Here is a 13,072-nt window from a genome sequence, read left to right on the forward strand (position 1 = left end):
GCGTTTTGCTTACTTTTGCGCTTTTCAAAAGTGAGCCGCCGTCAGGGCGGAACCCTAAGTGGCCGTTACCGCAGAAACGGATATGTACTCGATCAGATCCAACATCCTGGTCGGCCCAGAGGCCGCCATCGGGGGCAAGTCGAATCGTCGCACCGCCCCTCCCACAATTGGATCACCGCAAGGCGTGATTACAGCGTAACCGGCGCTCTTTCGCAGAGGGTATTGAGCGCCGCCGCCCACTGCGGGTCATCGTTCAAGCACGGCACCAATATCAACTCCTCGCCTCCCGCCTCACGGAACTGTTCCAGCCCGCGATCACCGATTTCTTCCAGGGTCTCGATGCAATCGGCGACAAACGCGGGGCACATCACCAGCAGTTTTTTCACGCCTTGCTGCGCCAATGCCTCAAGACACGCCTCGGTGTAGGGTTCGATCCACTTGGCGCGGCCCAGGCGCGACTGGAACGCCACCGACCACTTGCCATCCGGCAGCCCCAACCGCTCGGCCACATCGCGGGCAACGCTGAAGCATTGCGCGCGATAACAGGTGGCAAGCACCTCAGGCGAGGCATTTTTGCAGCAATCGGCATCCTTGAAACAATGCTGGCCGGTCGGGTCGAGTTTGGTCAGGTGACGCTCGGGCAAGCCGTGGAAACTCAACAGCAGGTGATCGTAAGCCTGTTCCACATGCGGCCGTACACTGGCGGCCAGGGCATCGAGGTACTCAGGCTGGTCGTAGAACGGCTGCAGGATGGAGAATTGCACCTTCAGTTTCTTGTCGCGCACCACGCGCCTGGCTTCTTCTATCACCGTGGTCACGGTGCTGTCGGCAAACTGCGGGTACAGCGGCGCCAACGTCACTTTCTGAATGCCCTGGGCGGCCAGGCGCGTCAGCACCGTTTCAAGGGATGGCTCGCCATAACGCATCGCCAGTTCTACCGGGCCCTGGGTCCATTGCGCGGTCATCTGCTGCTGCAGGCGACGGCTGAGGACCACCAGCGGCGAGCCTTCGTCCCACCAGATGGACGCATAGGCATGCGCCGACTGCTCGGGGCGTTTGATCAGGATCAGCGACACCAGCAAGCGACGCACCGGCCACGGCAGGTCGATGACATAAGGGTCCATCAGGAACTGATTGAGGTAGCTGCGCACATCGGCCACCGAAGTGGACTTTGGCGAGCCCAGGTTGACCAGTAACAACGCGTGATCGGTCATGCAACATCCTATCTTTAGAGGCGGCTGGACAAGTCGTCCAGGGCCGCACGCAATTCAGTGAACTGGAAAGTGAAACCTGCGGCCAGCAGCCGCTCAGGCAGTGCCTTTTGCCCGCCAAGCAGTAAACCCGACAACTCGCCCAACCCGACCTTCAGCGCAAAGGCCGGCATCGGCATGAACGCGGGACGGTGCAGCACCTGGCCCAGCGTCTTGGCAAACTCGCGGTTGCGCACCGGGTGTGGCGCGCAGGCATTATAAGGACCACGGGCGTCAGCCTTGTGCAGAAGAAAATCAATCAGGGCGATTTGATCGCGGATATGCACCCATGGCATCCACTGGCGGCCATTGCCGATCGGCCCGCCCAGCGCCAGTTTGAACGGCAGCAACAGGCGCGACAAAAAGCCGCCCTCGGCCGCCAGCACCAGGCCGGTACGCACCAGCACCACGCGAATGCCCAAGGCCTCGGCACGCGCGGCGGTTTCTTCCCAGGCGATACACAACTGACTGGGAAAATCATCCTGCACCGGGCCGCTGTCTTCAGTCAGTTCGCGCTCGCCGCCGTCGCCATACCAGCCCACGGCGGAACCCGAGATCAGCACCGCCGGTTTCTGCTCCAGGCGTTCCAGCCACGCCAGCAGACTTTCGGTCAGGCTGATGCGACTGCTCCACAGCAATGCCTTGCGCTTGTGAGTCCAGGGACGGTCGGCAATCGGCGCACCGGCCAGGTTGACCACCGCGTCCACCGCGCCGATCACGTCCTGCAGGCGCCCAACGCCCAGCACCTGCGCGCCGCAAATACGCGCCACGGATTCAGGGGTACGGCTCAACACGGTCAAGCGATGGCCCTGGGCAAGCCAGTGCCGGCACAGTTGACGGCCGATCAAGCCGGTACCGCCGGTCAGCAAAATATGCATGGGACTCTCCTCATGTAACGTTCGCCGCCGCTCACTGGTCTATTTTATAAGCAGGGATCGATTTGATATTCGAGCGTGACGATCGTTTAGCCTGTTGGCTTAACCATAGGTCACGCTACACAATCAGGCACGCCAAAACTTATACCAAAAAACAATATTGTACAGCTATTGGTGACGGCGTAGTCTGTACCCAAAGGTAAACGAGGCCTCCCATGACTGTCCCCATCGCGATCATAGGTGCCGGCATTGCCGGTCTCTCCGCCGCCCGAGCGTTACGAGACGCGGGGCACGTTGTACACCTCTTCGATAAAAGCCGCGGCAGCGGCGGCCGTATGTCCAGCAAGCGCAGCGACGCCGGCGCGCTGGACATGGGCGCTCAATATTTCACCGCCCGCGACCGGCGCTTCGTCAACGAGGTGCAGCGCTGGCAAAGCCACGGCTGGGCCGAACAGTGGAAACCCCAGCTGTACAACTTCAAGGCCGGCCAGCTGACGCCCTCCCCCGATGAACAGATCCGCTGGGTGGGTACCCCGCGCATGAGCGCCATTACCCGCGCCCTGCTCGATGACCTGCCGGTGGAGTTCGGTTGCCGCATTACCGAAGTATTCCAGGGTACCCAGCACTGGAACCTGCTCGATGCCGATGGCGGCAGTCACGGCCCGTTCAGCCATGTGATCATCGCCACGCCGGCGCCCCAGGCCACCACCCTGCTGGCCGCCGCACCGAAGCTGGCGAGCGCCGTGGCCGGGGTGAAAATGGAGCCGACCTGGGCCATCGCCCTGGCCTTCGACACGCCTCTGGATACGCCGATGGAAGGCTGCTTCGTGCAAGACAGCGCCCTCGACTGGCTGGCGCGCAACCGCAGCAAACCCGGGCGTGACGTCAGCCTCGACACCTGGGTGCTGCATGCCACCAGCACCTGGAGCAAGGCGCACCTGGACCTGCCCAGGGAAGCCGTGATCGAACACCTGCACGGCGCCTTCGCCGAATTGCTGCACTGCGCCATGCCCGCGCCGTCATTCAGCCTGGCCCACCGCTGGCTCTACGCCAGGCCGTCCAGCAGTCATGAGTTCGGGGTGCTGGCCGATGCCGACCTGGGCCTGTTCGTCTGCGGCGACTGGTGCCTGTCCGGGCGCGTCGAAGGCGCCTGGCTCAGCGGCCAGGAGGCGGCGCGACGGTTGATCGAGCACCTGCAATGAACCGCTTGAATCCGGCCAAACTGCTGCTGTCGAAATGGACCGCGACCGCCCCGAAAAACAAGGAAAAACACTTCCTCGTCACCGAGCTGTTCCGTGACGAGGAAGGCACCGTGCTGGAAATCGAACTGCAAGCGGTGATGACCCGGCGCAGCGAACGCCTCCCATGGCAGGCCCTGCAGAACCCTGAACGCTGGAAAATGGGCTGGACGTAAATCCGGGCGAAAAATACCTATACAAAATTATTGACTTGTACAAGATCAAATCTATGATGAGATTTAGTTGTACAGGGATAAAAAACTGTACAGGAATTTCGCAGAGGTTTACCCATGCCCCATTCCGTGAAACCCAAAATCGGCATCAGCGCCTGCCTGCTGGGCGAAAACGTGCGTTTCAACGGCGGGCATAAGCAATCCCTCCTGTGCACCCAGACCCTGGCCGACTACTTCGACTACGTGCCGCTGTGCCCCGAAGTCGCCATCGGCCTGGGCATTCCCCGTGAAACCATTCGCCTGGTCGGCGACCCGGCCAACCCCCAGGCGGTCGGCACCGTGCACCGCGAACTCAACGTGACCCAGCCGCTGGATGAATACGGCCAGCAGATGGCGGCCGAGCACACCGACCTGTGCGGCTACATCTTTATGCAGAAGTCGCCCTCCTGTGGCCTGGAGCGGGTCAAGGTGTACCGTGAGAACGGCGCACCGGTGGATGGCGGCGGGCGCGGTATCTACGCCCAGGCGTTCTGCGCGCGCCACCCCAACCTGCCGGTGGAAGAGGACGGTCGCCTGAATGATCCGGTATTGCGTGAAAACTTCCTCACCCGCGTATTCGTCTACGCCAGCTGGCAACAATTGCTCGCCGAAGGCCTGACGCGTCACCGCCTGCTGGCCTTCCATTCGCGCTACAAATACTTGTTGATGGCCCACAGCCCGGCGCATTACAAAAGCCTCGGCCACCTGCTGGGCAGCATGACCAAGGACACCCACCTGGACGAATTGGCCAGTTGCTACTTCAGCGAACTGATGACCGGCCTGACCAAGTGCGCTACCCGTGGCACCCACACCAATGTGCTGCAACACATCAGCGGCTACCTCAAGCAGGCGATCAGCGCCGATGACAAACAGGAAATGCAAACCGTCATCAGCCAGTACCGCCAAGGCATCGTGCCGCTGGTGGTGCCGCTCACGCTGCTCAAGCATCACTTTCGTCAACACCCGGACCGCTACATTGCGCAGCAGGCCTACCTGCAACCGCACCCGGAAAACCTCAGCCTGCGCAATGCGATCTAGACCATGACAGTTGCCCTGCAAGACGAACCCGGCGAAGACATCGCCCAAGCCCTGCAAAATGGCTGGCTGCCGATCCGCGAGGTGGCGCGCCAGACCGGCGTCAATGCCGTGACCCTGCGCGCATGGGAGCGCCGTTACGGCCTGATCGTGCCCCAGCGCACGCCCAAGGGGCATCGCTTGTTCAGCGCCGACCACGTGCAACGCATCCATGCCATCCTCACCTGGCTCAATCGCGGCGTGCCGGTCAGCCAGGTAAAAGGCTTGATCGACTCCGCCCAAGCCTCCCCCGAACCGATGGAAAACGAATGGCACACCTTGCGCCAAACCTTACTGACGGCCATCGCTGAGCTGGCCGAACGTCGGGTCGACGATGCCTTCAACCAGGCCATGGCGCTCTATCCGCCACGCACCTTGTGCGAGCAATTGATGCTGCCACTGCTCAGCGAACTCGAACAGAAGTGGCAGGGTCAGTTCGGCGCACAGATGGAGCGGGTATTTTTCCTGTCCTGGTTGCGCAGCAAGTTCGGCGCGCGCATTTACCACAACAACCGGCAACTCCACGGCGCCCCGCTGCTGCTGGTCAACCACTCCGACTTGCTCCTGGAGCCGCACCTGTGGCTCAGCGCCTGGCTGGCCAGCAGCGCCGACTGCCCGGTGGAGGTGTTCGACTGGCCGCTGCCCCCCGGCGAACTGGCGCTGGCGGTGGAACACCTGCAACCGCGCGCCGTATTGCTGTATTCCAGCAAGGCGCTGCAGGTCGCGGCACTCACGAAACTGCTGGCGGGCATTGGTTGCCCGATATTGATTGCCGGACCGGCGGTCTGCATCCACCACGCCGAGTTGGCCGTACTAACCCGTGACATCCCCGAGTTGTTCGTCGCCGAAGACCCGTTGGCGGCCCACCAGATATTGATCCAGCGTGGAATCGTCTAAATGCACTTGATCTGGCTGCGCACCGACCTGCGCCTTCACGACAACACCGCCCTGACTGCCGCCAGCCAGCGAGGCCCGGTCGCGGCCATTTACCTGATCACCCCGCAACAATGGCTGGCCCACGATGATGCGCCGTGCAAGGTGGATTTCTGGCTGCGCAACCTGCAAGCGTTAGAGCAAGCGCTCGCAGACGTGAACATCCCGCTGCTGATCCGCCACGCCGACACCTGGGAGCAGGCGCCAGGCGTATTGAGCCAGCTATGCCGGGAGCTCAAGGTCGAGTCGGTGCACGTCAACGAGGAATACGGGATCCACGAGAGCCGTCGCGACAGCGCCGTGGCCCGGGCCCTGGAAGCAGACGGCGTGACCTTCCACAGCTACCTCGACCAGCTGTTCTTCCAGCCGGGCAGTGTGTTGACCAAGTCCGGCACCTACTTTCAAGTGTTCAGCCAGTTCCGCAAGGTCTGCTACACCCGTCTGCACAGCGCCTTGCCGCCTTTGGTGGCAAGCCCCAAGGCCCAGGCCGTGCTGGACCTGCAAAGCGATGCCATCCCCACCCGCGTTGAAGGTTTCGCGCCCCCCAGTGAAAGCTTGCGCGCCCTCTGGCCGGCCGGTGAAAACGAAGCACGCCGGCGCCTCGACGCCTTCGCCGATGAGCAGATCAGTTACTACAAGGACGAGCGCGACTTTCCCGCCAAGCCCGGCACCAGCCAGTTGTCCGCCTACCTTGCCGCCGGGGTCGTGTCGCCGCGCCAGTGTCTGCACGCCGCGCTGCAGTCCAATCAGGGCGAGTTCGAAAGCGGCGACATCGGCACGATCACGTGGATCAACGAACTGCTGTGGCGCGAATTCTACAAACACATCCTCGTGGGCTACCCGCGCGTCTCCCGTCACCGTGCGTTCCGCCCCGAAACCGAGGCGGTGGCCTGGCGCGACGCCCCCGAGGACCTGGCCGCCTGGCAACAGGCGCGCACCGGCTTGCCGATCATCGATGCGGCCATGAGCCAACTGCTGGAAACCGGCTGGATGCACAACCGCCTGCGCATGGTGGTGGCGATGTTCCTGACCAAGAACCTGCTGATCGACTGGCGCGAAGGCGAGCGCTTCTTCATGCGACACCTGATCGACGGCGACCTGGCGGCCAACAATGGCGGCTGGCAGTGGAGTTCCTCGACGGGTACCGACTCGGCTCCGTATTTCCGGATTTTCAGCCCGCTGAGCCAGTCGGAAAAATTCGACAGCGAAGGGTTGTTCATCAAGCACTGGCTGCCGGAACTGGCCGCGCTGAATAAAAAAGAAGTGCACAACCCCGAAGCGGCCGGCGGGCTGTTCGGTGTGGCCGACTACCCGCGCGCCATCGTCGACCTGAAGAAATCCCGCGAGCGCGCCCTCGCCGCCTTTCGCAGCCTGCCTTCGCGTCAGGAGATAGCCGAGCATGAGTGACTTCCTGCGCCATTTCGGCCACACCTTTGCCACGCTGAACAAGCACAACCTGCACCTGCTCGACAGCCTGTACAGCGACGACATCGTGTTTGCCGACCCGCTGCATGAAGTCCACGGCCTGCCCGAGCTGCATCGCTACTTCGCGCAGCTGTACAGCAACGTCAACCAGTTGGACTTTGATTTCCACGGCTTCGACCAAACGGCCGAAGGCGAAGGCTACCTGCGCTGGACCATGAACTTTCGTCACCCGCGCCTGGACGGCGGCGAGCTGATCAGTGTGCAAGGTTGTTCCCACCTGATGTGGCGCGACAAGGTTTACCGACACCGCGATTATTTCGATGCCGGCGCTCTGCTTTATGAACACCTGCCGGTCCTCGGCGGCGTCATCAGTTGGCTGAAAAGGAGAATCGGATGAGCCTGACACCGCCCCGTCGTTATTGGTTGACCGGCGCCAGCAGTGGCATCGGTGCCGCGCTCGCCGTGGAGTTGCTCAACAGCGGCGCCCATGTGGCGCTCAGCTCGCGCACCAAGGGCCCGCTGGAGGCGCTCGCCCAGCGTTATCCGGGGCAAGTGCTGGTGGTGGCCGGCGACTTGACCAACAGCCAGACCGTACGCGAAATCGGTAAACGGATCAGCGAAGTCTGGGGCTCGCTGGATACGGTGATTCTCAACGCCGGCACCTGTGAATATGTCGACGCCCGGCAGTTCGATGCGTCGATCATCGAACACGTGGTGCGCACCAACCTGCTGGCCAGCAGTTATTGCATCGAAGCGGCACTGCCGTTGTTGCGTGCCGGGCGTACGCCGCACCTGGTGGGCGTGGCCAGCGCCGTGACCTACCTGCCCATGCCCCGCGCTGAAGCCTATGGCGCCTCCAAGGCGGGGCTGCGCTATTTGTTCGAGTCCCTGCGCATCGGCCTGTCGCCGGAGAATATCGACGTTACGGTGATCAGTCCGGGGTTTGTCGACACGCCACTGACCGAACGCAATGATTTCCCCATGCCCCTGAGCTGGCCCGCCGACAAGGCCGCCAGGCATATCTTCGCCAAGCTGGAAAAGCGCCCCCTGGAGATCGCCTTTCCGGCCTTGTTCATCGCTACCCTGTGGCCGTTGTCGAAGCTGCCTAACCGCGCACAGCTGATCATCGGCAAACGCATGTTGCGCAGCCCACCGCCGCAAAAGGACGACCTGTGAAGATCGCCATTATCGGCAGCGGCATCGCCGGGCTGACCAGCGCCTACCTGCTCAGCCGTCGTCACGACATCACGCTGTTCGAAGCCGGTGACTGCCTTGGCGGGCATACCCATACCGCCAACGTGACGGTCGACGGCAAAAGCTATGCGGTGGACACCGGTTTCATCGTGTTCAACGACTGGACCTACCCGAACTTTATCCGCCTGCTGGGGCAGATCGGGGTCACGTTCAAACCCACCGAAATGAGTTTTTCGGTGTGCGATGAAAGTACCGGATTCGAATACAACGGCAATAACCTCAACAGCCTGTTTGCCCAGCGCCGCAATATTTTGTCGCCGGGGTTCTGGGGCATGCTGCGCGATATTCTGCGCTTCAACCGCCAGGCGCCGCTGGATCTGCAAGAGCAGCGCATCAACGCCGACATGACCCTTGGCGAGTATCTCGAAGCCGGCGGCTACGGCCCGCGGTTTATCCGCCACTACATCGTGCCGATGGGCGCGGCGATCTGGTCGATGTCCCTGGCCGATATGCTCAAGTTCCCGCTGCAGTTCTTCGTGCGTTTCTTCAAGAACCACGGCCTGCTGTCGGTGAGCAACCGTCCGCAATGGTGCGTGATCGAAGGAGGCTCCAGCCGCTATATAGAGCCCTTGACCCGCAGCTTTCGCGAACAGGTACGCCTCAATTGTCCTGTGCATAAGGTGCAACGCACCGACGACGGCGTGGTTATCCACAGCCCGCTCGGCAGCGAGACATTCGACCGCGTGGTGTTCGCCTGCCACAGCGACCAGGCCCTGGCATTGCTCGCCGACCCGAGCGAGGCCGAACGACAGATCCTCGGCGCCCTGCCCTATGCCGACAACGACGTGGTGCTGCACACCGACACACGACTGCTGCCCGACCGCAAGCTGGCCTGGGCCAGTTGGAATTACCGGCTGGGCGGCAATCAACAGCAGCAGGCCGCCGTCACCTATGACATGAACATCCTGCAAGGCATCGACAGCGCCACCACCTTTTGCGTGAGCCTCAACCAGACATCGGTGATCAACCCGCTGAAGATCCTGGCGCGCTACACCTACGCCCATCCGCAATACAGCCTGGCGGCGGTGGCCGCACAGGCGCGTTGGGAAGAATTGCACGGCGCGCGCAACACGTTCTACTGCGGCGCCTATTGGGCCAATGGTTTCCATGAAGACGGCGTGGTCAGCGCCCTGCGCGTGGCCCAGGCGTTTGGGGAAACCCTGTGAACAGCGCCCTGTACAGCGGCTGGATCGCCCATCGCCGGTTTACGCCCAAGGCCCATGCCTTTCGCTACCGCATCGGCCTGCTGTACCTGGACCTCAGCGAACAGGACGCCGTGCTCGGGCTCTCGCCCCTGGCAGGCAGCAGCCGCCTGGCGCCCTTCGGCTTTCGCCAGCAGGACTACCTGCGCGCGTTCACTCGCCACGGCATGTCCTTGAGCGATGCGGTGCGCCATGCAGTCGGCAAGGCCCTGGGACGCACGCCACAGGGTGCTATCTGTCTGCTGACCCAGGCGCGCAGCTGGGGCCTGGCATTCAATCCGGTGAGCTTCTTCTATTGCTTCGAAGCCGACGGGCAACTGGCGGCGATCCTGTGCGAAGTCACCAACACCCCGTGGCGCGAGCGCTATCACTACGTGCTGCCGGCCCAGGCACTGGGCGCCGATGAGCACCAGCACTTCGCCGTGGCCAAGGCGTTCCATGTGTCGCCGTTTCTGCCGCGCGACCTGGAATACCGCATGAGCTTCAGCCCGCCCGGCGCCAGGCTCGGCGTGCACATGGCCGATTGGCAGGGCGCGGATAAAGTCTTCGACGCCACCTTGAGCCTGCAAAAAGAAGCCCTGAACCGCGCCAGTCTGCATCGTTATCTATGGCGCTTTCCGTGGATGACCGCCAAGACCTGCCTGGCGATTTACTGGCAGGCCATGCGCCTGTTGCTCAAACGCACACCGATTTTTTCCCACCGGGCCGCCGATGGCGCCTCCAGCACCGCCGTCGGGTATACCAAGGATCGCCGCCATGAAATCCCCTAGCTTATCGGTCAAGACCCATCGCCTGAACGTCAATGGCATGACCGCTGCGCTGCTGCGCAAGGGCGTGTTGCGCCAACTCGGCCAATTGCGCCACGGCCAATTGGTGATCGTCGAGGACGGCGAGCGACACGTTTTCGGCGCACGGGAAGCGCATCTTTTGGGGGAAATCCAGATCCTCGACTCGGCGGTGTGGGGCCTGGTGGCCGCCAACGGTTCGATCGGCGCCGGCGAAGCGTTTATCCACGGCTACTGGAGCAGCCCGGACCTGACCGCCGTGGTGCGTGTGATGGTCAGCAACCTGGACGTGCTCGATGCCATGGAGGGCGGCCTGGCTCGCCTGGCGCGGCCGTTCACCCAGGGCCTGCACTGGCTCAACCGCAACACACGCAAAGGCTCGCGAAAGAACATCGAAGCCCATTACGACCTGGGCAACGACCTGTTCCAGGAGTTTCTCGACCCGACCATGATGTATTCGGCGGCGCAATTTCTCAGCGCCGACGACACCCTGGAACAGGCGCAACTGAACAAGCTGGAACGCATCTGCCAGAAACTGTCGCTCAAGCCTACCGACCATCTGCTGGAAATCGGCACCGGGTGGGGCAGCATGGCGCTGTACGCGGCGCAGCATTACGGTTGCAAGGTCACCTCCACGACCCTGTCCAGGGAACAGTTCGCCTACACCGCGCAGCGCATCGAAGCGGCGGGCCTGCAAGAGCAGGTGACATTGTTGCTGCAGGACTACCGCGACCTGACCGGTAAGTACGACAAGCTGGTGTCCATCGAAATGATCGAAGCGGTGGGCCATCGCTTCCTGCCCACGTATTTCAAACAGTGCGCGCACTTGCTCAAACCCGACGGCCTGATGCTGCTGCAAGCCATCACCATCCGCGAACAACGTTATGAGCAGGCCAGGAACAGCGTCGACTTTATCCAGCGCTACATCTTTCCCGGTGGCGCCCTGCCCAGCGTGCAGAACATGCTGCAGATCGTCTGCCGCGACACCGACATGAACCTGCTGCACATGGAGGATTTCGGGCTGCACTACGCGCGCACCCTGCGCCTGTGGCATGACAACTTTCGCGGGGCCCATGGGCGCCTGGCGGAGCTTGGCTACGACGAGTACTTCCTGCGTTTGTGGGAGTTCTACCTGTGCTACTGCGAAGGCGGCTTCATGGAGCGTACGATCGGCACCGCGCAGTTGCTGCTGGCCAAGCCCGCAGCCATCAACCCGCCGTTGCTCGGGCGCTTTAATGCTTAAATCCCTGGCCAACGCCGCGCTGTTTCAATGCGGCTGGTTTGCCTGTGTGCTCGGCGGCGACAGCCCGTGGTTGCTGGCAGGGTTGGCGGTACTGCTCATCCATCTGCTGTGGATCAGCTCATTGACCGATGAAGGCGCGCTGATCATCGGCGTGACACTCGCCGGCACGTTGCTCGACACGCTGTTGCGCACCCTCGGGGTTTTCCACTTCAGCGAGCCGGGGCCGCTGATTCCCTTCTGGCTGATGTTGCTGTGGGCCTTGCTGGGCACCACCTTGCGCCATTGCCTGGCCTGGAGCGCCCGCCCCTGGTGGCGCGCCGCGCTGTTGGGCGCAGTGGGCGGACCGCTGTCGTATTACGCCGGCAGCCAACTGGCCGGCGTGCAGTTCGGCTATGGCCTGGGGCCGACAATGGCCGGGCTGGCGGTACTCTGGGCCGTGGTTTTCCCGCTGCTGGCAGCCGCAGCCACAAGCGGCGAACTTCCAACAACGCTTAAAAGATGAAGCCGGTCGGCTTCTGCTTGCAGCTTGCCGCTTAAAGCTTGAAGCTGCCGGCCTATGACCAACATCCCTCACACCCAAATCACTGAACCCGCCGTCACCTGCTCGACGTGCGCAGCCTGCTGCTGCCAGCTGGAAGTGATGCTGATCACCGACACCGGTGTGCCGCCGCGCTATATCGACACCGATGACTGGGGCGGCGAAGTGATGCTGCGCCTGGATGATGGCTGGTGTGCGGCGTTGGACCGGGACACGATGATGTGCACGATCTATGAGCTTCGGCCGTTGATATGCAGGGAATTCGAGATGGGGGCACCGGAGTGCCTTGAAGAGCGTGCAGGCATTGCCACGGTGTATCGCTGATACTCAAATGAGTACAGTAGCTGGCTGGCCAGCTCCAGATCCAAATGTGGGAGGGGGCTTGCCCCCGATAGCGGCAGGTCAGTCAAATTATAGGTGACTGACACAACGCCATCGGGGGCCAGCCCCCTCCCACATTGGTTTTGCAGTGTGCTTTTACAACGGCATGGTGTAGTGCAGCGCGTAGCTCTCTACCCCATCGTTATTGCTGCTGATACCGGCGTTGGAATAGTGCGTGGCACGAATACCCACTTCATGCCCGCCGGCAAACCGCAGGCCGAAACCCAGGCGGTCTTCGAACTGGAAGGACTGGCCGATGTTGTTGTCTTCCAGTTGGGTGCGCGAGAACAACGCCACCCCGATCCCGGCCTCGATGTAAGGTTTGACCGATTCCCCGGCAAACTCATACACAAACACCGGCGAGAACGACAGGCTGCTGGCGCCTGCGCGGTCATCACCTTCCCAATACGTATAAGCGCCGCTCCAGTAGCCTGTCAGGCGACCGACATTGCTCTGCATCCAGCTTTTGTCCCAATCGGAGGTCAGGCCCAGACGGTACGTCAGCGTTGAATCGCTGGTGCTGCCCAGGCCGAACTCCAGGCCGGCGGCCTGGGTGGTAATAGAGTGTCCCACCATCACAGCCGCAATAGCAGCCATACAGAACAAGCGCTTCATAGAAACTACCTTTGCGAACGAAGTTATTGATTATTTACAGGCCATCT

At 62.2% G+C, this 13,072-nt stretch carries 15 protein-coding genes; 12 read left to right on the top strand and 3 right to left on the bottom strand.

Annotation, left to right across the window (positions count from 1 at the left end; all coding sequences use genetic code 11):
- Positions 1-188: 188 nt before the first annotated feature.
- The gene (gene hemH, locus BFP93_RS01695; RefSeq protein WP_065891703.1) at positions 189-1,214 is read right to left on the bottom strand and encodes a ferrochelatase; all 1,026 of its coding nucleotides are present in this window, start codon (positions 1,212-1,214) and stop codon (positions 189-191) included.
- Between the two features lie 14 nt (positions 1,215-1,228).
- Positions 1,229-2,128 carry a TIGR01777 family oxidoreductase gene (locus BFP93_RS01700; RefSeq protein ID WP_065891704.1) on the bottom strand — a complete coding sequence of 300 codons (900 nt, stop codon included), beginning with the start codon at positions 2,126-2,128 and terminating at the stop codon, positions 1,229-1,231.
- A 212-nt stretch (positions 2,129-2,340) separates the two neighbouring features.
- Here BFP93_RS01700 and BFP93_RS01705 point away from each other — a divergent pair, with 212 nt between their 5' ends.
- The 12 genes from BFP93_RS01705 to BFP93_RS01760 all read left to right on the top strand — a co-directional run bounded on the left by BFP93_RS01705 (position 2,341) and on the right by BFP93_RS01760 (position 12,353).
- Complete coding sequence (locus tag BFP93_RS01705) at positions 2,341-3,327, top strand: NAD(P)/FAD-dependent oxidoreductase (RefSeq protein ID WP_065891705.1); 987 nt, start codon at positions 2,341-2,343, stop codon at positions 3,325-3,327.
- Positions 3,324-3,539 carry a TIGR02450 family Trp-rich protein gene (locus BFP93_RS01710; RefSeq protein WP_065891706.1) on the top strand — a complete coding sequence of 72 codons (216 nt, stop codon included), beginning with the start codon at positions 3,324-3,326 and terminating at the stop codon, positions 3,537-3,539. The genes BFP93_RS01705 and BFP93_RS01710 overlap by 4 nt, the downstream gene beginning before the upstream one ends.
- 114 nt (positions 3,540-3,653) lie before the next feature.
- Positions 3,654-4,613 (top strand): YbgA family protein, encoded by a 960-nt coding sequence (locus BFP93_RS01715; protein WP_065891707.1) that lies wholly within the window; start codon positions 3,654-3,656, stop codon positions 4,611-4,613.
- A 3-nt stretch (positions 4,614-4,616) separates the two neighbouring features.
- Positions 4,617-5,546, top strand: a complete 930-nt coding sequence (locus BFP93_RS01720; protein WP_065891708.1) for a MerR family transcriptional regulator — start codon at positions 4,617-4,619, stop codon at positions 5,544-5,546.
- Entirely contained in the window at positions 5,547-6,989 is a 1,443-nt protein-coding gene (gene phrB / locus BFP93_RS01725; RefSeq protein WP_065891709.1) for a deoxyribodipyrimidine photo-lyase, read from the top strand.
- A complete protein-coding gene (locus BFP93_RS01730; protein ID WP_065891710.1) occupies positions 6,982-7,404 on the top strand; it encodes a nuclear transport factor 2 family protein in 423 nt (140 codons plus the stop codon). The genes phrB and BFP93_RS01730 overlap by 8 nt, the downstream gene beginning before the upstream one ends.
- The gene (locus tag BFP93_RS01735; RefSeq protein WP_065891711.1) at positions 7,401-8,183 is read left to right on the top strand and encodes an SDR family NAD(P)-dependent oxidoreductase; all 783 of its coding nucleotides are present in this window, start codon (positions 7,401-7,403) and stop codon (positions 8,181-8,183) included. Before BFP93_RS01730 ends, BFP93_RS01735 begins: the two co-directional genes overlap by 4 nt.
- Positions 8,180-9,427: an NAD(P)/FAD-dependent oxidoreductase gene (locus tag BFP93_RS01740; protein WP_065891712.1), complete on the top strand. Its 1,248-nt coding sequence runs from the start codon at positions 8,180-8,182 to the stop codon at positions 9,425-9,427. The genes BFP93_RS01735 and BFP93_RS01740 overlap by 4 nt, the downstream gene beginning before the upstream one ends.
- Positions 9,424-10,233, top strand: a complete 810-nt coding sequence (locus tag BFP93_RS01745) for a DUF1365 domain-containing protein (RefSeq protein WP_065891713.1) — start codon at positions 9,424-9,426, stop codon at positions 10,231-10,233. The genes BFP93_RS01740 and BFP93_RS01745 overlap by 4 nt, the downstream gene beginning before the upstream one ends.
- Complete coding sequence (locus tag BFP93_RS01750) at positions 10,220-11,491, top strand: SAM-dependent methyltransferase (protein ID WP_065891714.1); 1,272 nt, start codon at positions 10,220-10,222, stop codon at positions 11,489-11,491. Before BFP93_RS01745 ends, BFP93_RS01750 begins: the two co-directional genes overlap by 14 nt.
- The gene (locus tag BFP93_RS01755) at positions 11,484-11,993 is read left to right on the top strand and encodes a DUF2878 domain-containing protein (protein WP_065891715.1); all 510 of its coding nucleotides are present in this window, start codon (positions 11,484-11,486) and stop codon (positions 11,991-11,993) included. The genes BFP93_RS01750 and BFP93_RS01755 overlap by 8 nt, the downstream gene beginning before the upstream one ends.
- Positions 11,994-12,047: 54 nt before the next feature.
- Positions 12,048-12,353, top strand: coding sequence for a YkgJ family cysteine cluster protein (locus BFP93_RS01760; RefSeq protein ID WP_065891716.1), 306 nt, complete (start codon positions 12,048-12,050; stop codon positions 12,351-12,353).
- A gap of 153 nt (positions 12,354-12,506) precedes the next feature.
- Here BFP93_RS01760 and BFP93_RS01765 read toward each other — a convergent pair whose 3' ends face one another.
- Entirely contained in the window at positions 12,507-13,025 is a 519-nt protein-coding gene (locus BFP93_RS01765; protein ID WP_065891717.1) for an acyloxyacyl hydrolase, read from the bottom strand.
- Positions 13,026-13,072: the final 47 nt, after the last annotated feature.

The sequence above is a fragment of the Pseudomonas sp. 44 R 15 genome (genome assembly GCF_900004965.1).
Taxonomy (GTDB): domain Bacteria; phylum Pseudomonadota; class Gammaproteobacteria; order Pseudomonadales; family Pseudomonadaceae; genus Aquipseudomonas; species Aquipseudomonas orientalis_A.